This window comes from Streptomyces sp. NPDC007896 (genome assembly GCF_042959425.1).
Classification (GTDB): domain Bacteria; phylum Actinomycetota; class Actinomycetes; order Streptomycetales; family Streptomycetaceae; genus Streptomyces.
Map to the genome: position 1 here is coordinate 19,862 of NZ_JBIBKX010000007.1, position 20,383 is coordinate 40,244.

Sequence of the window (20,383 nt, forward strand, 5' to 3'; positions counted from 1 at the left end):
CGACCCGGAGTACGAATGTCACGCTGGGCGTATGAACATCCCTTTCCTCGGCACCTGGCGCAAGAAGCACGGTCCCGCCTTCGGCGTCGCGGTGTTCTCCGACGGTGATCATGACTCCGAGGGCGTCGCCGAACTCCTCTCCGAGTGCGAGCTGCTGCGCTCGCAGGCACATCAGGCGGGCGTCGAACTCGACGACTCCGTCGCCTCCTTGGAAGCGCTGGACCAGCTGCTGCCGCGCTGGCGCGACGACGAGGAGAGCCTGCCGTGGCTCGGCAACGACGCGGGGCTCTATCTCGGCTCGGTCATCGTGCGCACGGTACCCGGCGCCCGCTGGGAGGTCTGGCCCAACGGCCACCCGGCGGTGCGGCTGGCCTCCGGCCGGGAGATCGATGTGGTCGCCTCCGGCCACACCTGGGCGTCCAGCGGCGCCCCCGAACTCTCCCAGTTGTACGCCGAGGTGTCGGAGGGGTAGCCCGTCCCGCCGTGACGCCGTAAACCAGAAACTTCATAAATACGGCTAATGCCCGAAAAGTGCGTGTCGCGTATGGGGGGCCACCCTGCCCGGATAGTTTGCGGCTTCTGCGACACAGCTGAGAGTGGGTAGGGCCGGGCATGGCTGTCGATCCTCTGATCGAACTGCAGGGCGTGAACAAGCACTTCGGCGAGTTGCATGTCCTCCAGGACATCAACCTCACCGTCGGCAAGGGGGAGGTGGTCGTGGTCATCGGCCCCTCGGGGTCGGGCAAGTCAACCCTGTGCAGGGCGATCAACCGGCTGGAGACCATCGAGTCCGGTGCCATCAGGCTCGAAGGGCAGCCGCTGCCCGACGAGGGCAAGGGGCTCGCCAGGCTCCGCGCCGAGGTCGGAATGGTCTTCCAGTCCTTCAACCTCTTCGCCCACAAGACGATCCTGCAGAACGTCTCGCTGGCCCAGATCAAGGTCCGTGGCCGCAAGAAGGAGGAGGCCGACCGGCGCTCCCTCGAACTCCTGGACCGCGTGGGCCTCGCCTCCCAGGCCCCGAAATACCCGGCGCAGCTCTCCGGCGGCCAGCAGCAGCGCGTGGCCATCGCCCGCGCCCTCGCCATGGACCCCAAGGCCCTGCTGTTCGACGAGCCGACCTCGGCACTCGACCCCGAGATGATCAACGAGGTCCTCGAAGTCATGCAGCAGCTCGCGCGCGACGGCATGACCATGGTCGTCGTCACCCACGAGATGGGCTTCGCACGCTCCGCGGCCAACCGTGTGGTGTTCATGGCCGACGGCCGCGTCGTCGAGGACCGCAGCCCCGAGGAGTTCTTCACCAATCCGCGCAGTGACCGTGCCAAGGACTTCCTCTCCAAGATCCTCAAGCACTAGGCGGGGGAGTACGACCATGATCCGTACGACACGTACGCGCCTCGCCGTGGCCGCCCTCGTGTGCGTCGCGCTGCTGACGGCCGCCTGCGGCAAGGAGGGCAGTCCGCCCACCAAGGGACCGGCCGCCGGCAAACTGCCCCACTACCAGGTGGCAGAGGGCTTCGAGCTCCCCTCCTCGCCCACCTGGGAGAGGGCCAGAAAGCGCGGCTACCTCAACATCGGCGTCAAGGAGGACCAGCCGTACCTGGGCGAGAAGGACCCGGCCGGCGGCACCTACTCCGGCTTCGACATCGAGATCGCCAGGATGATGTCGGCCTCGCTCGGCTTCGACCCGAGCACCATCCGCTTCAAGACGATCGCCTCGGCCAACCGCGAAACCGCCCTGCAGAACGGCCAGATCGACTTCTACGTCGGCACCTACACCATCAACGACAAGCGCAAGAAGCTCGTCGGCTTCGCGGGCCCCTACTACATGGCCGGTCAGTCGCTGCTCGTGCGCAAGAACGAGAAGGACATCCACGGCCCCCAGGACCTCGCCGGCAAACGCGTCTGCTCGGCGGCCGGTTCGACGCCGTACCAGCGCATCCAGACCGAGTACCCGAGGGCGACGCTCGTCGCCTACGACACCTACTCGGTCTGCGTCGACAACCTGCTCACCTACCAGGTCGACGCGGTCACCACCGACGACGCGATCCTGATCGGCTACGCGGCGAAGGTGCCCGACGAACTCAAGGTCGTCGGCAAGCCGTTCTCGAAGGAGCCGTACGGCATCGGCGTGCCGCGCGACGACAACGCGCTGCGGTTCGCGCTCGACGACGCGTTGGAGGCCCGCGAGAAGAACGGCGACTGGAAGCGGGCGTACGAGGCGACGCTCGGGCTCTCCGGAGTACCGGCGCCCACCCCGCCCGCCATCGACCGCTACCCGGCGAGCTGAGCGAGGCCGAGGTGAACGTACTGATCGACAACTTCCACACCTTCGCCCAGGGATTCCTCGGCACGGTCGAACTCACCGTCTACGCGAGCGTGCTGGCCCTCGTGCTCGGTTTCCTGATGGCGTCGTTCCGGGTCGCGCCGGTCGGCTCCCTGCGGGCCTTCGGCACGGTGTGGGTGACCGTGCTGCGCAACACCCCGCTCACCCTGCTGTTCTTCGCCGTGCTGCTCGGGCTGCCACGGTTCGGACTCGTGCTGCCCTTCAAGGTGTTCGCGGTCCTGGCGCTCGGCTGCTACACCTCCGCGTTCATCTGCGAGGCGCTGCGCTCGGGCATCAACACCGTGCCCAAGGGACAGGGCGAGGCGGCCCGCAGCCTCGGCATGACCTTCAGCCAGACGCTGTCCGTGGTCGTCCTGCCGCAGGCGTTCCGGTCCGTGATCCCGCCCGTCGGCTCCACACTCATCGCCCTCGCCAAGAACTCGGCGATCGCCGGGGCGTTCAGCGTCAACGAACTGCTCGGGACCTACAAGACACTGAGCGAGCTCGGCTACAACATCGTCTGGACCTTCATCTGGATCGCCGTCGGCTATCTGATCATCACCCTCACCATCAGCGCGATCTTCAACTACCTCGAACAGCGCTGGGGAGTCGCCCGATGACCGCCACCGCCCCCGAATCCACCGCCCTGTACGACGTTCCCGGACCCAGGACCCGCCGACGGCACCGGCTCTACGCGGCCGTGTCCACCGCGCTGATCCTCGCCCTGGTCGGCTGGATCCTCTATCTCCTCTTCGACACCGACCAGTTCACGTACACGAAGTGGATGCCGTTCGAGTACAAGGGCATCCAGGAACTGCTGCTGCGGGGACTGGGCAACACGCTGAAGGCCTTCGCGATGGCCGCGGTGCTCTCGCTGGCGCTGGGCACCGTGCTCGCGACAGGACGCCTCTCCGACCACCGTCCGGTGCGCTGGGTCTCCGCGCTGGTCGTCGAGTTCTTCCGCGCCATGCCCGTGCTGGTGATGATCTTCTTCATCTTCGTGGCGCTGAAGGTGCAGCCGCTGCCCGCGCTGGTCGCGGGGCTGACCCTCTACAACGGCTCGGTGCTCGCCGAGGTCTTCCGCTCCGGCGTCAACTCCGTCGAACGCGGCCAGCGGGAGGCCGCGTTCGCGCTCGGCATGCGCAAGACCCAGGTCATGACGTACGTCCTCGTCCCGCAGGCCGTGCGGGCCATGCTGCCCGCCATCATCAGCCAACTCGTGGTGGCCCTGAAGGACACCTCGCTCGGTTATCTCATCACCTACGAGGAGTTCCTCCACGCCGGGAAACTGATCGCCTCGAACCTCGACTACGATTTGCCGTTCATCCCCGTGGTGATGGTGATCTCGCCGATCTACATCGGGATGTGCATGCTGCTCTCCTGGTTCGCCCAGTGGGTGTCCCGGCGGGAGCAGCGCAGTCCCAAGACCGAGGCCGTGAATGTGGCACCGGCCGAACCAGGGACGCTGCTGCCGGGTGGGGTTCCCCCCACAGCCCCGCGACTGTAGGGGGAGCAGCAGCTCACAGGGCCAGACCCGGTCGGCGGCAGCAGCCGGAGATCACTGCTCGCGCAGGGGAACGGACGCGTAGGACGGGTCGTTCGCCGGTGAGGAGAAGGTCAGCTGCGCGCCGGACGGGTTGTGCTCGATGTAGAGCGGGTCGACCGTGTCGACGACCAGGGCGAGCCGATGCCCTGCCGGGACGTCGTAGGCCGTGGAGTACAGCTCCAGGTCGACGCCGAACGGCTTTCCGGGCGTCTGCCCGTGGAAGGTGTACGGCGCGTTGCTGACCAGCTTGCCGAGGCCGAGCGGGCCCACGTCGTAGAGGTAGGCGACAAGGGTGCCGCTCTCCTTGGTCGGAGTGAGCGTGGTGTGCAGCGTGGTGGTTCCGCGCACTTGCTGGACGCTCGCGTACTTCTCCGACTGCCAGACGGCCGCCCAGCGGCGCGGCAGCAGCGGGATCGACGCCATCGGGGGCACCTGGGCGATCTGGTCGAGGATGCTGGAGAGGAAGATGATCCCGCCGTCCGCGCCCGAGTCGACGTTGGTGTGGATCGTGGTGGTGCCCGCGAGGGCGATCTTCTTCCTGGTCGCGCCGACCGACTTCCAGTCGGGGTAGCCCTCGTAGGCGCCGGTGGTGCGGGGCTTGAGCTGGACGGGCTGCTCACGGTCGATGCCGTTGTCAACGCCCCTGAGGTAGTGGTCGAACCAGCGGCCGGTGTCCGTCCACACGTCGTTGGGGAGCCCGAACAGACCGGTGATCTCGGCGGTGGCGTGGTCGCCGGGGCGGAACTCCAGACGCTTGGGGCCGGTCAACTCCTCGTAGAACTTGGCGTACTGGTTGGGCGCGAAGATCGTGTCGCCCCAGCCGTTGGCCATGAAGACGGCCGCGCCGTTCTTGTTGAGCTGGTCGACATAGGTTTCGGGGGAACGTTTCTTCCCCCAGGCGATCATCTCCTGCTCCTTGGACAGGTTCGAGGCGAAGAAGTCCTTGAGCGTCTGCTGGAGTTCGGCGCTCGGCCGCCCGGTGATACTCCCCGCGACACCGAGCAGGGCGGTGGCCTGGGAGTGCTGGGTGCGGCCCGAGTAGATCGAGTCGATGAGGTCGGCCCAGCCGCTCATGGCGGAGACCGCCTTGATCCTCTTGTCGTGCGCGGCGGCGAGCAGACTGATCCCGGCGCCGTACGAGACGCCCGCCATGCCGACCTTCTGGGCGTCGGCCGGGGTGTTCGCCAGCGCCCAGTCGATCACCTTGGAGGCGTCGGCCACGTCGGGCGGTCCCGCCACTTCTATCTCGCCGCCGGACTGCCAGAAGCCGCGCACGTTGTACGTGAGCACCACATAGCCGGAGTCGGCGAGCTTCTGGGCCTGTGCGAGGTACTCGACCTGGGGCAGGCCCCAGCTCGTCGGCATGACGAGGAGCGGGTACCTGCGGCTGCCGTCGGCGCCCGCGGGGGTGACGACATTGGCCTTGAGGACCGTGCCGCCGTCTCCGGTGATGTCGACGAAGCGGACGCCGGCGGAGGCGGCCTGTGCGGTGGGGGCGAGCCCGAGGGCGGTACCGGCGATCAGGGCCGCGGATACGGCACCGACGGCGGACGTGCGCAGGGCATGACGATGGTGTCCCACGGGCCACTCCTCACTCGTGTCAGTAGAATGTGACCCGACGGTAACCTCGCTGCCTTACCGGAAGTAACCCGTCGGTAAGTTACGCACGGGTAAAGATTGTTGGATGGCCGTGAAATCTACGACGCGCGGTGGGAGTTGCGGGCCGGCGCGGGTGTGGGCAGCGGGGTCTGGGCGGCCCGGGTCACGTCCGCGACGAGCTCGACGACATCGGGCCCGTACGCGTGCGAGTTCACCACCTTCAGCAGCAGTACGAAGGAGTTGCCGCCGTGCTTGCGTGCCAGACGTTCGTGGTTGCGGGCGAGATAGCGGGTCGCCGCCTGGTTGGTGATCGCGCGCTGTCCGCAGAAGAGGAAGACGGGCCGCGTCCCGCGCTCCTGTCCCGCGATCAGCCGGGCGAGGATCACGTACTCGCCCTTCCCCGACTCCAGGAGGTAGCGCTCGCTGCCGATCTGGAAGGCGCCGCGGTCCGGGCCCGGTTCGGCGTCGGTGTTGACCTGGATGCCCGGGAGCAGGCTGTGAAGATGCGCGGCCATGCGGCGATTCGACGCCGGCCCGCCCACGCAGAACTCGGTCCGCTCCCCGAACCCCTGCTGCGCGGCGTCGTGCGCGACGACCTGGGCGTGCGCGCCGCAGTCCTTGATCAGCGCGGCGAGTTCGAGCAGTGCGAACACGTCGAAGCGCATCACCGTGAGCTCTGGGCCGCCCGCCTCGCGGTTCACCACCAGGAGCGACTCGGAGTTGTCGGGCAGTCCGAAGAACGCCTGCTTGCGCCGGAGTCTGCGCTTCCAGAGGTAGGTGCGGGCGAGCCAGCCGAGCGCGGCGCTGATGGCGGCGGCGACCACGCCGAGGACGATGTTGCGCACGTCGTCATTCATGGGCGCGCATCGTATCGGGAGTGCGGACCGGTGTTCGAGGGGGTCCTGACGGGAGGGGCGCGGTGAAGTTACGCTGCGCGGACGGCTGTTGACTGGAGGTACGGATGCGTCGCCCTGTTGCGCGGAATCTGGCGGTCTTGGCGGTTTCGGCCGCGGTGGTGTCGGTCGGCGCGGCGGCGCCACCCACCGCCGGGGCGGCTTCCTCCCGTACCACCCCGGCCAAGGTGCCGGTCGCCGTCGGCTACGGCGGTGCCGTGGCCAGTGTCGACGCCGACGCCTCCGCCGCCGGGATCGAGGTCCTGAAGAAGGGCGGCAACGCGGTGGACGCGGCGGTCGCCACCGCGGCGGCCCTCGGCGTCACCGAGCCGTACTCCTCCGGCGTCGGCGGGGGCGGCTACTTCGTCTACTACGACGCCAAGTCCCGTACGGTGCATACGATCGACGGCCGTGAGACCGCGCCGCTGACCGCCGACTCGGGGCTCTTCCTGGAGAACGGCCGGCCGCTCGCCTTCGCGGACGCCGTCACCAGCGGGCTGAGCGTGGGTACACCGGGTACACCCGCCACCTGGCAGACCGCGCTGGACAGCTGGGGCAGCGAGAGGCTCGGGAGCGTACTGAAGCCCGCGGAGCGGATCGCGCGCGACGGTTTCACGGTCGACGCGACCTTCCGCTCGCAGACCGAGTCCAACCAGGCCCGCTTCAAGAACTTCCCCGACACCGCGAAGCTGTTCCTGCCCGGCGGCTCGCTGCCCGTGGTCGGATCGACCTTCACCAACCCCGATCTCGCCGCCACGTACGAGGAGTTGGGCAAGAAGGGCGTCGGCGCGATCTACCACGGCGACCTCGGCAAGGACATCGTCGCCACCGTGAACAAGCCCCCGGTGGACCCGGGTTCGGGCTACAACGCCCGCCCGGGCAAGCTGTCGTCGAAGGACCTGGCGGCCTACCGGGCGAAGCGACAGGCGCCGACGCAGACGTCGTACCGCGGACTGAAGGTCTACTCGATCGCCCCCTCCTCCTCCGGCGGCACCACGGTCGGCGAGGCCCTCAACATCCTTGAGAAGACGGATCTTTCGAAGGCGAGCGAGGTCCAGTACCTGCACCACTACATCGAGGCAAGCCGGATCGCGTTCGCGGACCGGGGGCGCTGGGTGGGCGATCCCGCCTTCGAGGACGTCCCCACGAAGGAACTCCTCTCGCAGAAGTACGCCGACTCGCGCGCCTGCCTGATCAAGGACGACGCGGTCCTGACGAGCCCGCTCGCACCGGGTGACCCGCGCGACCCGGCGGCCTGCTCCACCGGCGGTACGGCCGCCCCGACGACGTACGAGGGCGAGAACACCACCCACCTCACGGTGGCCGACAAGTGGGGCAACGTCGTCTCCTACACCCTCACCATCGAGCAGACCGGCGGCAGCGGGATCACCGTCCCGGGGCGCGGATTCCTCCTCAACAACGAGCTGACCGACTTCTCCTTCACCCCGGCGAACCCGGCCGTCCACGACCCGAACCTGCCCGGCCCCGGCAAGCGCCCGCGCTCGTCGATCTCCCCGACGATCGTCCTGGACCGGCACAGTCAGCCCGTGGTGGCGCTCGGCTCGCCCGGCGGCGCGACCATCATCACCACCGTCCTGCAGACCCTGACGGAGTTCCTGGACCGGGGTCTGCCGCTGGTGGACGCCATCGCCGCGCCGCGCGCCAGCCAGCGCAACGCGGCCCAGACCGAACTCGAACCCGGCCTGTACGACAGCGCCCTGCGGGCCCGGCTCGAATCCCTCGGGCACTCCTTCAAGCTCAACCCCGAGATCGGTGCGGCGACGGGCGTCCAGCGCCTCCCGGGCGGCCAGTGGCTGGCAGCGGCCGAGAAGGTACGGCGCGGTGGCGGCTCGGCGATGGTGGTGCGACCGGCGTCGTAGCGAGCGGCGCCCTCGCGCCCGTCGACGTCAGCGCGCCGGTGGGGATCAGCGTGCCGGTGGGGTTCAGCGTGCCGTGAGGATGCGTGGGCCCGTGTGGGTGATGGCTACCGTGTGTTCCGTGTGGGCCGCGCGGGAGCCGTCGTCGGTGCACAGCGTCCAGCCGTCGGGAGCCGCGTGGAAGCCGTCGGTGCCGCCGCCGATGAGCATGGGCTCGATCGCGAGGACCATGCCGTGGCGAAGGGGGAGGCCGCGGCCCGGGCGGCCCTCGTTCGGGACGGGCGGGTCCTCGTGCATGCGGCGGCCCACGCCGTGGCCTCCGAAGCCGTCCGGGATGCCGTACCCCGCCGAGCGGCACACCGTGCCGATGGCGTGCGCGATGTCCCCGATCCGGTTGCCGACGACGGCTGCCTCGATGCCCGCAGCGAGGGCCCGCTCGGCGGTCCGCACGAGCCGCGCGTCGGCCACGCGCGGCTCGCCCACGATGAAGCTGATCGCCGAGTCGCCGACCCAGCCGTCCAGTTCGGCTCCGAAGTCGATGGAGACCAGGTCACCGTCCCGCAACCGGTAACCGGTCGGGATGCCGTGCACGATCGCGTCGTTCACCGAGGCGCAGATGACCGCCGGGAAGGGGGTGGGCGCGAACGAGGGCCGGTAGCCGAGGAAGGGGGAGCCGGCGCCCGCCTCACGCAGCACCTGGTGGGCGACCTCGTCCAGCTCCAGCAACGAGACCCCCACGTCCGCCGCCTCGCGCACCGCCGTGAGCGCCCGGCCCACGACCTGCCCCGCCTCGTACATCTCGTCGATCGACGTGTCCGTCTTGAGTTCCACCATGCCAATTACTATACCGGTATTAGAATGGGGGCATGGTGCGTAACCCCCTGACCCCCGAAGAGCGCGAACGCGGCGAGCGGCTCGGGCAGTTGCTGCGCGAGGCCCGCGGTGGCCGCAGCATGGTGGAGGTCGCGGCGACCGCCGGGATCTCGGCCGAGACCCTGCGCAAGATCGAGACCGGACGGGCCCCCACCCCCGCCTTCTTCACCGTGGCGGCGCTGGCGCGGGCGCTCGGACTGTCCATGGACGACATTGATCACAGGACTCTGCGTCCAGTCCGAAAACTCCCCGTAGCCGTTCCGTAACACGAAGGGTGTTTTCTACCGGACCGGAGTACTCCAGTCGGGCGGGGAGTCGTGTGATGGCTGTAGAACAACTCCCGGGTCAAGTGCGGGAGTTCGCGAGTTACCTGAGCGGGCTGATGAAACGGCTCGATCAGGACGACGGCTGGTGCGCGGTGTTCTGGCAGCGCGACCCCGACGGCATGCGGGCCTGCCTGGACGGCTGGGAAGTGCCCCCGTGGGATGTCGTGGAGGCGCTCCTCCAGGACCTCGCCGCGCAGCAGGGTCCCCAGGTCGCGGCCCAGGAGGCCCAGCGCGCCCGTTCCCTGCACGGCGCCTCGCTCGCCGCCTACGACGGCCGGCCCGGCGGCCGGGACGCCCTCGGCGACCGTCTCGACGTCATGCTCCGCGAACAGCGCTACGCCGCGGAGCGCCAGGCCGAACTGAGCCGGGAGTTCCACGCGGCCACCACCCAGGAGGAGGCCGACACCGTCCGGCTCGACCTCGCCTGGGCCCACGACGACCACGAACGGGCCACCGCCCGATGCGTCGAACTCCGCCACCGGATGGAGAACCTGGACCGCCGCGCCCTGCGTACCCACGTATCGGGCGCGTTCGACTTTTCGGGAGGTGCGGGCGGGGATGTCGTCCGGGTGGGGGAGCCGGCGGCCCAGGGCCGCCCGGCGATCCCGGAGCAGTCCGGCCCGCGCCCGCGCTTCGTGGACCCGGCGGCGACCGACCACTCCGCCCCCGCCCCGGCTCCCGTGGCCCCCCGTGACCCGGCGGCCCCCGGTTCCGGGCCGTACGATCCGGTGGCCGCCCGTTCGGCCCGAAGCGATTCGGCGGCCGCCCGCCCCGGTCCGTACGACCAGGCCGGTACCAGTGCCGGTTCCGGTACCACTCCCGGTACCAGTGCCCGTACCACTCCCAGCCCGGGTACCACCCCGAGCCCGGGTACCACCCCGAGCCCGGGTACCGCCCCCACCCCGAGTGCCGCCCCCGTCCCCAAACAGCGCTCCAAGCGGCGCCCCCGCGGCAGCGCCCGCTTCGCCGGGATGATGGAGGCCGAGGCTGCCCCTGTGGCCGCCCCGGAGGCCGCGGTGCCGCCCGTGTCCGCCCCGGCCGCGCCGAGCGGCCGTACCCCCCGTGGAGCCCGTTTCGCGGGTGCCGCCGAGGCGCCGGCGCCGGCGCGGACCGAGGCACCGGACGAGGACGCGCGGCGGGCCACCGCCGAGACCGTCCAGACCCTGACCCGGCTGCGCCGCGAGGGCCGCAGCGGCGAGGCGCACGCCCTGCTCGTGGAGGTCGCCCACTGGCCCGCCGCCCGCTTCCCGCTGCTCGCCGCCGAACTGCACCGGGCGGGCCTCGACGCGGACTGGGCCACCCTGCTGTGGGAGGCCGCCTCGCTCCCCGCGGACCTGCTGGTCGGCGCCGCGGACGCGCTCGCCGCGGCGGGCCGCAGCGCCGACGGCAGCCAGATGCTGCGCCAGGGCGTCGCCCGCCCCGCTCCCGAGATCGGGACCGCCGTGCTGAGCCTGGCCGACCAGGGGCGGCAGCGCGAGATCCGGGCGCTGCTCGACGCCTACGTCCGCGTCCGCACCCCGGAGGAGGCGGCCCGCAGCGCTGAGGCGGACCCGGGACGTCTCGTGCCGCTGCTGCTGGCGGCCGCCAAGGGTGTCTCGGAGGAGCGCCACTGGGACCTGGTGCACGCGCTGAGGGTGGCCGGCTTCACGGCCTGAGAGCGTGGCCGGCCGCACCGCCCGAGAGCGTGGCCGGTTTCGCCGCCCGAGCGATCCGGGAAGGCATTCCTGAGCCAGTCGAGCCGCCGCGGACCGGATCGACCGCTCACCCACAGGGGTGCGAAACGTGATCGACTCAGCGGGTTAACGACGATGGTCTTGGCAAGGCTGTCCGCTGGGCTTACTTTCGAGCCTCTACCGCCTTTGTCTACGGGCGTAGAGGCTCTCTGACGTCCCGTCGAAGGAGCAGCTCATGGCCAACGTCGTACGCGCCGCTCTGGTCCAGGCCACCTGGACCGGCGACACCGCATCCATGGTCGCCAAGCACGAGGAGCACGCCCGCGAGGCGGCCCGCCAGGGCGCCAAGGTGATCGGATTCCAGGAAGTCTTCAACGCCCCCTACTTCTGCCAGGTCCAGGAGCCCGAGCACTACGGCTGGGCGGAGCCGGTGCCCGACGGGCCCACCGTCACTCGTATGCAGGAACTCGCACGCGAGACCGGCATGGTCATCGTCGTGCCCGTGTTCGAGGTCGAGCAGTCCGGCTTCTACTTCAACACCGCGGCCGTGATCGACGCGGACGGCTCGTACCTCGGCAAGTACCGCAAGCACCACATCCCGCAGGTGAAGGGCTTCTGGGAGAAGTACTACTTCAAACCGGGCAACCTGGGCTGGCCGGTCTTCGACACCGCGGTCGGCAGGATCGGCGTGTACATCTGCTACGACCGCCACTTCCCCGAGGGCTGGCGGCAGCTCGGCCTGAACGGCGCCCAGCTCGTCTACAACCCCTCCGCGACCTCCCGCGGCCTCTCCGCCTACCTCTGGCAGCTGGAGCAGCCCGCCGCGGCCGTCGCCAACGAGTACTTCATCGCCGCGATCAACCGGGTCGGGCAGGAGGAGTACGGCGACAACGACTTCTACGGGACCTCGTACTTCGTCGACCCGCGCGGACAGTTCGTGGGGGAGACGGCCAGTGACAAGGCCGAGGAGCTGATCGTCCGCGACCTCGACTTCGACCTGATCGAGGAGGTCCGCCAGCAGTGGGCGTTCTACCGCGACCGGCGGCCCGACGCCTACGAGGGGCTGGTGCAGCCGTGAGCGACCTGTACGCACGCCACAAGGCCGTCCTGCCCGACTGGCTGGCCCTCTACTACGAGGACCCGATCGAGATCACCCACGGCGAGGGCCGCCACGTCTGGGACGCCCAGGGCAACAAGTACCTCGACTTCTTCGGCGGCATCCTGACGACGATGACCGCGCACGCCCTGCCCGAGGTGACGAAGGCCGTCAGCGAGCAGGCCGGGCGGATCATCCACACCTCCACGCTCTACCTCAACCGGCCGATGGTCGAACTCGCCGAGCGGATCGCCCAGCTGTCCGGCATCCCCGACGCCCGCGTCTTCTTCACCACCTCCGGCACCGAGGCCAACGACACGGCCCTGCTGCTCGCCACCGCCCACCGGCAGAGCAACCAGATCCTGGCGATGCGCAACAGCTACCACGGCCGCTCCTTCAGCGCGGTCGGCATCACCGGCAACAAGGGCTGGTCGCCGACCTCCCTCTCGCCGCTCCAGACGCTGTACGTCCACGGCGGCGTCCGCACCCGCGGCCCGTACGCCGGTCTCGGCGACGCCGAGTTCATCGCGGCCTGCGTCGACGACCTGAAGGACCTGCTCGGACACGTCCGCCCGCCCGCCGCCCTCATCGCCGAACCCATCCAGGGCGTCGGCGGCTTCACCGCGCCGCCCGACGGCCTGTACGCGGCCTTCCGCGAGGTCCTGGACCAGCACGGCATCCTCTGGATCGCCGACGAGGTGCAGACCGGCTGGGGCCGCACCGGCGAGCACTTCTGGGGCTGGCAGGCGCACGCCGCAGCGGGCCCGCCGGACATGCTCACCTTCGCCAAGGGCATCGGCAACGGCATGTCCATCGGCGGCGTCGTCGCGCGCGCCGAGATCATGAACTGCCTCGACTCCAACTCCATCTCGACCTTCGGCGGCTCGCCGATCACGATGGCGGCGGGCCTGGCGAACCTCACGTATCTCCTCGAACACGACCTCCAGGGCAACGCCCGGCGCGTCGGCGGTCTGCTCGGTGAGCGGCTGCGGGCGATCTCCGTGCCGCTCGACCACGTACGGGAGGTGCGCGGGCGCGGGCTGATGATCGGCGTCGAGCTGGTCAAGCCCGGTACCGACGAGGCGTACCCCGAAGGTGCCGCGGCCGTGCTCGAAGCGGCCCGCCAGGACGGCCTGTTGATCGGCAAGGGCGGCGGTCACAACACCAGCGTGCTGCGCATCGCACCGCCGCTCTCCCTCACCGTCGCGGAGGCGGAGGAGGGCGCCGGGATTCTCGAGCACGCGCTGAGGTGTATCCAGTAAGAAGTTCTGAGCAAGGGAACGTGCCATGACCACCGCCACCGCCTTGGAACCCGCCCTGTCGGTACGCCAGGTCCTCGCCCTGGACCGGGTGCTCGCCGGAGAGCCCGAGGTGGTGGCCGGCGCGGGCCACCTCGACCGGTCCGTGCGCTGGGTGCACGTCGCCGAGGCCGCCGACGTGGGCGTGATGCTCAGCGGCGGGGAAATGGTGCTCACCACCGGGGTGCTGCTCGCCGGCAATCCTGACGCGCAGGCCGAGTACATCCGTTCGCTGCACCGCGCGGAGGCCGCGGCCGTCGTCCTCGGACTCGGCCGGGCCTTCCCGACCCCGCCGGACGTGATGCGCCGGGCCGCCGAGCGCTGCGGACTGCCCATGGTGGTGCTCCACCGGCCCTTCCCGTTCGCCGAGCTGACGGAGGAGGTCCAGTCCCGGCTCGTCCGCAGCAAGTTCGCGGCCGTGAGCCTCTCCGAGGCCGTACGGACCGCGCTCACCGGGCTCATCACCACGGGCGCGCCCCTGCAACGGATGCTCGACGAGATCGCCGGGCACGCCGCGTGCCCGGTCGTCGTCACCAACCTCGCCCACCGCGTCCTCGCCACGGCGGGGGAGCGGTCCGCGGTGGACGACGTGCTGCGCGACTGGGAGCGCATCGCCCGGCAGGCGGGCGGCAGCGAGGGCGACGGCTGGATCCGCGCCGAGCTGGGCGGGCGCGGCGAGAGATGGGGCCGCATCGTGCTGTGCGGCTACCGGGGCGATGCCGCCACCGGGCGGCTGCTCGCCGACCGCGCCGCCGAGGCCCTGGTCCTGCACCGGATGCTGGGTGGCTCCGTGCACACCTGGGAGGAGGAGTCCGCGCAGAGCCTGCTGACGGACCTGGTGAGCGGGGTCGTACCGGCGCGGCAGCTGCTTCCGAGAGCCAGGGCGGCGGGGCTGCCCGTCAACCGCCGGGCCTTCGTGCCGCTGGTGGTACGTGACCAAGACCCGGGCCAGATCGACCGCGTACTGCGTCTGCTGGGGCTGTCCGGACTGGTCGCCGAGCTCGCCGACGGGGCCACCGCCGTGCTGCTCAGCCTCGCCCGCGATCTGGACGCGGAGGCGCTGGCCGCCCACTTCGCGCTGCGACTGCGCCATGAGACCGGCATCCGTACGACCGTGGCGGCGGCCGCGCCCCGTACCGCATGGGACGACGTCCCCGGCGGCCTGCGTGAGGCCCTGCACGTCGCCGAGGCCGCCGCCGACGCACCCGCCGACCAGGAGCAGCCGGTGCTCGTACGACTGCGTGACGTCCATCTGCGGGGCCTGATACGGCTGTTGCGCGACGACCCGAACGTCCAGTCCTTCGCCGAGCGGGAGTTGGACGGCCTGCTGTGCGGGGCCGATGCCGAGTCGGAACTGCTGCCCGTGCTGCGGACCTACCTCGCGACCGGTCGCAACAAGTCCCGCACCGCGCAGCTCCATCATGTCAGCAGGCCCGCGCTCTACCGCCGGCTGGAGGCCATCGAGGCCCGGCTCGGCGTCGACCTCGACGACTTCGAGCAGGCCGCCTCCGTACACATCGCACTGCTCGCACACGACGCGCAACAACGGTGAAACACGGGACGGCTCAGGTGAAACATGGGACAACGCGGGGGTGACACCGTGGAACGGCACAGCGTCTCAGACGTGACACGGTGCAACTCAAAGCAGGCTTCAGGGCTTCCTAGGCTCCTCGCACACCGAGCGACCGGAGGTCCCGATGAGCAGAGTGATCCGCGCCGCCGTCTTCCAGACTGCCTGGACCGGCGACAAGGAGTCGATGATCCAGGTTCACGAGCAGGCGGCCCGCGACGCGGCCGCACAGGGCGCACAGGTGATGTGCTTCCAGGAGCTCTTCTACGGGCCCTACTTCTGCCAGGTCCAGGACAAGGCGTTCTACGAGTACGCCGAGCAGATCCCCGAAGGCCCGATCGTCCGGCGCTTCCAGGCGCTGGCCAAGGAACTGGGCATCGTCCTCGTCCTGCCGATGTACGAGGAGGAGCAGCCCGGCGTCCTCTACAACACGGCCGCAGTGATCGACGCGGACGGCTCGTACCTCGGCAAGTACCGCAAGCACCACATCCCGCAGGTCGAGGGCTTCTGGGAGAAGTTCTACTTCCGTCCCGGCAACGCCGGCTGGCCGGTCTTCGACACCGCCGTCGGCAGGATCGGCGTCTACATCTGCTACGACCGGCACTTCCCCGAGGGCTGGCGTGCGCTGGGCCTCGCGGGCGCCGAGATCGTGTTCAACCCGTCGGCCACCTCGCGCGGACTGTCCTCCTACATCTGGCAGCTGGAGCAGCCGGCGGCGGCCGTCGCCAACGAGTACTTCGTGGGCGCCATCAACCGCGTGGGCGTGGAGGAGCTGGGCGACAACGACTTCTACGGGACGTCGTACTTCGTCGATCCGGAGGCCCAGTTCGTCGGGGAGGTGGCCAGCGACAAGGAGACCGAACTCGTCGTCCGCGACCTCGACATGACCAAGCTGCGCGAGGTGCGCGACCGCTGGCAGTTCTACCGGGACCGCCGTCCCGACGCGTACGAGCCGCTGACCGCGCCGTAGCCCGGCGGGGCTCTGGAGTCCGCCGGGCTTCCCGCGCCCCCCGAAAGGGGCGCGGGGCTGTGGCATCGCGCGGCTCCGCCGCGCGGGCGCGACCAGCCACGAGTGACCCGCAGTTTTCAGCGCACGGCAGGAGAGAGGGAGCATGAGCAGCCGTACCGTCATCCGTAATGGCCTCGTCATCACCGCGTCCGACGAGATCCACGCCGACGTCCTGATCGAGGACGGCCGGGTCGTCGCCCTCGCCGCGACCGGCACCCCGGCGGCCGAGTCGTGGACGGCCGAGCAGACCATCGACGCCACCGGCAAGTACGTCATCCCGGGCGGCGTCGACGCCCACACCCACATGGAGCTGCCCTTCGGCGGCACCTTCGCCTCGGACACCTTCGAGACGGGCACCCGGGCCGCGGCCTGGGGCGGCACCACCACCATCATCGACTTCGCGGTGCAGAGCGTCGGCCACTCGCTGCGCGAGGGCCTCGACGCCTGGAACGCCAAGGCCGACGGCAAGTGCGCCATCGACTACGCCTTCCACATGATCGTCTCCGACGTCAACCAGGAGACGCTCAAGGAGATGGACCTGCTGGTCGAGGAGGGCGTCACCTCCTTCAAGCAGTTCATGGCCTACCCGGGCGTCTTCTACAGCGACGACGGCCAGATCCTGCGCGCCATGCAGCGCTCCGCCGAGAACGGCGGTCTGATCATGATGCACGCCGAGAACGGCATCGCGATCGACGTCCTCGTGGAACAGGCACTGGCGCGCGGCGAGACCGACCCGCGCTACCACGGGGAAGTCCGCAAGGCGCTCCTGGAGGCCGAGGCCACCCACCGCGCCATCAAGCTCGCCCAGGTCGCGGGCGCTCCGCTGTACGTCGTGCACGTCTCGGCGCAGGAGGCGGTCGCCGAGATCGCACGGGCGCGTGACGAGGGCCTGAACGTCTTCGGCGAGACCTGCCCGCAGTACCTGTTCCTGTCGACCGACAACCTCGCGGAACCGGACTTCGAGGGCTCGAAGTACGTGTGCAGCACGCCCCTTCGGCCCAAGGAGCATCAGGCCGCCCTGTGGCGGGGCCTGCGCACCAACGATCTCCAGGTCGTGTCGACGGACCACTGCCCCTTCTGCTTCGTGGGCCAGAAGGAGCTCGGCCGGGGCGACTTCTCGAAGATCCCCAACGGCCTTCCGGGCGTCGAGAACCGCATGGACCTGCTCCACCAGGCCGTCGTCGACGGGCACATCTCGCGCCGCCGCTGGATCGAGATCGCCTGCGCCACCCCGGCCCGGATGTTCGGCCTGTACCCGAAGAAGGGCACCATCGCGCCGGGCGCCGACGCCGACATCGTCATCTACGACCCGCACGCCGAGCAGATCATGTCGGTCGAGACCCACCACATGAACGTCGACTACTCGGCGTACGAGGGCAAGCGCGTCACCGGGCAGGTCGAGACCGTGCTCTCGCGCGGCGAACCGGTCATCACCGAGCGGGAGTTCACCGGACGCGCCGGTCACGGCGTCTACACCCCCCGCTCCACCTGTCAGTACCTTCTCTGAGCGACTAGGAGTGGCGCCATGGACTTCGGACTCGTCCTGCAGACCGACCCCCCGGCCTCCCGCGTCATCGACCTGATGAAGCGCGCCGAGGGCAGCGGCTTCACGTACGGCTGGACCTTCGACTCGGCCGTGCTGTGGCAGGAACCCTTTGTGATCTACAGTCAGATCCTCGCGAACACCGAGAAGTTGACGGTCGGGCCGATGGTCACCAACCCGGGCACCCGCACCTGGGAGGTCACCGCCTCCACCTTCGCGACGCTCAACGACATGTACGGCAACCGCACGGTGTGCGGCATCGGGCGCGGCGACTCGGCGATGCGTGTCGCCGGCCGCAAGCCCAACACGCTCGCCCGGATCAGCGGCGCGATGAAGGTCATCCGTGCCCTCGGCCGGGGCGAGGAGGCCGACCTCGGCGGCACCGTCGTCAAGTTCCCCTGGGTCAAGCCCGGTGCCGAACTCCCGGTCTGGATGGCCGCGTACGGTCCCAAGGCCCTGAAGATGACCGGCGAGGAGGCCGACGGGTTCATCCTCCAGCTCGCCGACCTCTATCTCACCGAGTACATGGTCAAGGCCGTGAAGGACGCGGCCGTCGAGGCGGGGCGCGACCCCTCCGAGGTGAAGATCTGCGTGGCCGCGCCCGCGTACATCACCGAGGACGACTCGCCGGAGGCCCTCGCCCACGCGCGTGAGCAGTGCCGCTGGTTCGGCGGCATGGTCGGCAACCACGTGGCCGACCTGGTCTCCAAGTACGGCGAGCACTCCGCCGCCGTGCCCGAGGAACTCACCGACTACATCAAGGCGCGCGAGGGCTACGACTACTCCCACCACGGGCGCAGCGACAACCCCGACACCAAGTTCGTGCCGGACGAGATCGTCGACCGGTTCTGCCTGATCGGCACGGCCGAGCAGCACATCGAGAAGCTGAAGGCGTTGCGCGCGCTGGGCGTGGACCAGTTCGCGGTGTACGACATGCACGACGCGCAGGAGGCCGTGATCGACGCGTACGGGTCGAAGGTCATCCCGGCCGTCAACGGCTGACAGCGCCTCTGTGGGCGGCCGGCCTCCGGTCGCCCACCGCACCACCGGCCGTACCCCGGCCACCGCTCCCCCTCCCCATACGTCCCCTTCCCTCCGTCCGGGGAAGGGGATCGCCCCACTACCGCACCCGCACAACCCCCCACGGCGTCACCCGCACGGCCTCTCCCGTCACTCCTCATTTGATTGGCCTGCCCATGACCGAGACCGTCCCCAGCGAGGGCCCGCCCGTCGCTCAAGTCACGCTCACCGACGGCCGGGTGGAGATCGCGCCCGACACGCCCGCACCCAGCGGCCCCTACGCCAACGAGGACCTGCTGCCGGTCCCGGTCGAGAAGCGCACGTGGACCACGTACAACTTCTCGGCGCTCTGGGTCGGCATGGCCCACAACACCGCTTCCTGGACCCTGGCTTCCGGCCTGATAGCCGTCGGCATGGACTGGAAGCAGGCCGTGTTCACCATCGCGCTGGCCAACCTGATCGTGCTGGTCCCGATGCTGCTCACCGGGCATGCCGGGCCGAAGTACGGCATACCCTTCCCCGTCTTCGCCCGCGCCTCCTTCGGTGTCCGCGGGGCCAACCTGCCCGCTGTCGTTCGGGCGTTGGTGGCCTGCGGCTGGTTCGGCATCCAGACCTGGATCGGCGGCGAGGCGATCTACTTCCTCGCCGGGAAGCTCATCGGCGACAGCTGGGCCAACGCCTCGAAGGTCGGCGGCTACGCCTGGACCATGTGGCTGTCGTTCGCGATCTTCTGGGTGCTCCAGGTCGCCATCATCTACCGGGGCATGGAGACGATCCGCCGCTTCGAGAACTGGGCGGCGCCCTTCGTGCTCGTCGGCGCCGGTGCGATGCTGTGGTGGATGAGCAGCAAGGCGGGCGGCTTCGGCCCGCTGCTCGACCAGCCCTCGAAGCTCGGCTGGGGCGGCGACTTCTGGAAGCTGTTCTGGCCCTCGCTCATGGGCATGATCGGCTTCTGGTCCACGCTGTCGCTGAACATCCCCGACTTCACCCGGTACGGCAAGAGCCAGAAGGCGCAGACCTGGGGTCAGGCGCTCGGTCTGCCGACCACGATGACGCTCTTCGCCTTCCTGTCGGTCATGGTCACCTCGGGCTCGCAGGCCGTGTACGGCGAGGCCATCTGGGACCCGGTCCAGCTGGCCGCCAAGACCGACAACGTCTTCGGCCTCCTCTACGCGCTGGTCACCGTGCTGGTCGCGACCCTGTCCGTGAACATCGCGGCCAACCTGGTCTCGCCGGCCTTCGACTTCTCCAACCTCGCACCGCGGAAGATCAACTTCCGTACCGGCGCACTCGCCACCTGTGTCCTCGGCGTGCTGATCTTTCCCTGGAAGCTGTACTCCGACCCGCAGGGCTACATCTTCACCTGGCTCGGCCTCGTCGGTGGTCTGCTCGGCACCGTCGCCGGCATCCTCATCGCCGACTACTGGATCCTGCGCCGCACCAAGCTCGACCTCGCCGACCTGTACCGCACGGGCGGCCGCTACTGGTACGACGGCGGCTGGAACTGGCGGGCCGTCGTCGCCTTCGTCACCGGAGGCGTCCTGGCGGTCGGCGGCGCCGACTTCCATCCGCTGATCGACGGGCGGCCCATTCCGGCGCTGAAGTCCCTGGCCGACTACGGCTGGGCGGTCGGACTCGGTACGTCGATGGTGCTGTACCTGGCCCTGATGCTGCTGCGGGGCAGGGAGAAGACCGCAGTCTGACGCGTGAGGGAGGGCAGCCGTCGGAGAGCGG

Annotated in this window: 18 protein-coding genes; 15 read left to right on the forward strand and 3 right to left on the reverse strand. The window is 69.8% G+C overall.

Annotated features, from left to right (window positions below; all coding sequences use genetic code 11):
- The first annotated feature begins 31 nt into the window (after window positions 1–31).
- The 5 genes from ACFZDJ_RS22810 to ACFZDJ_RS22830 all read left to right on the forward strand — a co-directional run bounded on the left by ACFZDJ_RS22810 (window position 32) and on the right by ACFZDJ_RS22830 (window position 3,833).
- Window positions 32–472, forward strand: a complete 441-nt coding sequence (locus ACFZDJ_RS22810) for a DUF6278 family protein (protein ID WP_067362458.1) — start codon at window positions 32–34, stop codon at window positions 470–472.
- Between the two features lie 140 nt (window positions 473–612).
- The gene (locus ACFZDJ_RS22815) at window positions 613–1,356 is read left to right on the forward strand and encodes an ATP-binding cassette domain-containing protein (RefSeq protein WP_390929912.1); all 744 of its coding nucleotides are present in this window, start codon (window positions 613–615) and stop codon (window positions 1,354–1,356) included.
- A 16-nt stretch (window positions 1,357–1,372) separates the two neighbouring features.
- Window positions 1,373–2,290, forward strand: a complete 918-nt coding sequence (locus ACFZDJ_RS22820; protein ID WP_391061023.1) for a transporter substrate-binding domain-containing protein — start codon at window positions 1,373–1,375, stop codon at window positions 2,288–2,290.
- 11 nt (window positions 2,291–2,301) lie between these two features.
- Window positions 2,302–2,946 (forward strand): amino acid ABC transporter permease, encoded by a 645-nt coding sequence (locus ACFZDJ_RS22825; protein WP_168512913.1) that lies wholly within the window; start codon window positions 2,302–2,304, stop codon window positions 2,944–2,946.
- Window positions 2,943–3,833, forward strand: a complete 891-nt coding sequence (locus ACFZDJ_RS22830; RefSeq protein WP_384910642.1) for an amino acid ABC transporter permease — start codon at window positions 2,943–2,945, stop codon at window positions 3,831–3,833. Before ACFZDJ_RS22825 ends, ACFZDJ_RS22830 begins: the two co-directional genes overlap by 4 nt.
- A 51-nt stretch (window positions 3,834–3,884) precedes the next feature.
- Here the strand turns inward: ACFZDJ_RS22830 and ACFZDJ_RS22835 are convergent, their stop codons facing one another.
- Both ACFZDJ_RS22835 and ACFZDJ_RS22840 read right to left on the reverse strand, forming a co-directional pair.
- Window positions 3,885–5,453 (reverse strand): CocE/NonD family hydrolase, encoded by a 1,569-nt coding sequence (locus tag ACFZDJ_RS22835; RefSeq protein ID WP_391061025.1) that lies wholly within the window; start codon window positions 5,451–5,453, stop codon window positions 3,885–3,887.
- A 116-nt stretch (window positions 5,454–5,569) separates the two neighbouring features.
- A complete protein-coding gene (locus ACFZDJ_RS22840; protein ID WP_180362160.1) occupies window positions 5,570–6,328 on the reverse strand; it encodes a hypothetical protein in 759 nt (252 codons plus the stop codon).
- A 104-nt stretch (window positions 6,329–6,432) separates the two neighbouring features.
- Here ACFZDJ_RS22840 and ggt point away from each other — a divergent pair, with 104 nt between their 5' ends.
- Window positions 6,433–8,244, forward strand: coding sequence for a gamma-glutamyltransferase (gene ggt / locus ACFZDJ_RS22845; RefSeq protein WP_391061027.1), 1,812 nt, complete (start codon window positions 6,433–6,435; stop codon window positions 8,242–8,244).
- Window positions 8,245–8,307: 63 nt separating this feature from the next.
- On the opposite strand, the gene map is transcribed toward ggt, so the two are convergent.
- Window positions 8,308–9,075 carry a type I methionyl aminopeptidase gene (map, locus tag ACFZDJ_RS22850; RefSeq protein ID WP_168512922.1) on the reverse strand — a complete coding sequence of 256 codons (768 nt, stop codon included), beginning with the start codon at window positions 9,073–9,075 and terminating at the stop codon, window positions 8,308–8,310.
- Between the two features lie 32 nt (window positions 9,076–9,107).
- Here map and ACFZDJ_RS22855 point away from each other — a divergent pair, with 32 nt between their 5' ends.
- The 9 genes from ACFZDJ_RS22855 to ACFZDJ_RS22895 all read left to right on the forward strand — a co-directional run bounded on the left by ACFZDJ_RS22855 (window position 9,108) and on the right by ACFZDJ_RS22895 (window position 20,352).
- Complete coding sequence (locus ACFZDJ_RS22855) at window positions 9,108–9,380, forward strand: helix-turn-helix domain-containing protein (protein WP_067362435.1); 273 nt, start codon at window positions 9,108–9,110, stop codon at window positions 9,378–9,380.
- Window positions 9,381–9,436: 56 nt separating this feature from the next.
- Window positions 9,437–11,095 carry a hypothetical protein gene (locus ACFZDJ_RS22860; protein WP_391061029.1) on the forward strand — a complete coding sequence of 553 codons (1,659 nt, stop codon included), beginning with the start codon at window positions 9,437–9,439 and terminating at the stop codon, window positions 11,093–11,095.
- A gap of 253 nt (window positions 11,096–11,348) precedes the next feature.
- On the forward strand, window positions 11,349–12,191 hold the full coding sequence (locus tag ACFZDJ_RS22865; RefSeq protein WP_168512924.1) for a nitrilase-related carbon-nitrogen hydrolase: 843 nt from the start codon (window positions 11,349–11,351) through the stop codon (window positions 12,189–12,191).
- On the forward strand, window positions 12,188–13,471 hold the full coding sequence (locus ACFZDJ_RS22870) for an aminotransferase class III-fold pyridoxal phosphate-dependent enzyme (protein ID WP_390929900.1): 1,284 nt from the start codon (window positions 12,188–12,190) through the stop codon (window positions 13,469–13,471). Before ACFZDJ_RS22865 ends, ACFZDJ_RS22870 begins: the two co-directional genes overlap by 4 nt.
- Before the next feature lie 25 nt (window positions 13,472–13,496).
- Entirely contained in the window at window positions 13,497–15,059 is a 1,563-nt protein-coding gene (locus ACFZDJ_RS22875) for a PucR family transcriptional regulator ligand-binding domain-containing protein (RefSeq protein WP_390929898.1), read from the forward strand.
- Window positions 15,060–15,204: 145 nt separating this feature from the next.
- Window positions 15,205–16,047, forward strand: coding sequence for a nitrilase-related carbon-nitrogen hydrolase (locus tag ACFZDJ_RS22880; protein ID WP_391061031.1), 843 nt, complete (start codon window positions 15,205–15,207; stop codon window positions 16,045–16,047).
- A 142-nt stretch (window positions 16,048–16,189) separates the two neighbouring features.
- On the forward strand, window positions 16,190–17,593 hold the full coding sequence (hydA, locus tag ACFZDJ_RS22885) for a dihydropyrimidinase (protein WP_391061033.1): 1,404 nt from the start codon (window positions 16,190–16,192) through the stop codon (window positions 17,591–17,593).
- 18 nt (window positions 17,594–17,611) lie between these two features.
- Window positions 17,612–18,631: a TIGR03842 family LLM class F420-dependent oxidoreductase gene (locus tag ACFZDJ_RS22890; protein ID WP_390929896.1), complete on the forward strand. Its 1,020-nt coding sequence runs from the start codon at window positions 17,612–17,614 to the stop codon at window positions 18,629–18,631.
- A 194-nt stretch (window positions 18,632–18,825) separates the two neighbouring features.
- Window positions 18,826–20,352, forward strand: a complete 1,527-nt coding sequence (locus tag ACFZDJ_RS22895) for an NCS1 family nucleobase:cation symporter-1 (protein ID WP_385386982.1) — start codon at window positions 18,826–18,828, stop codon at window positions 20,350–20,352.
- Window positions 20,353–20,383: the final 31 nt, after the last annotated feature.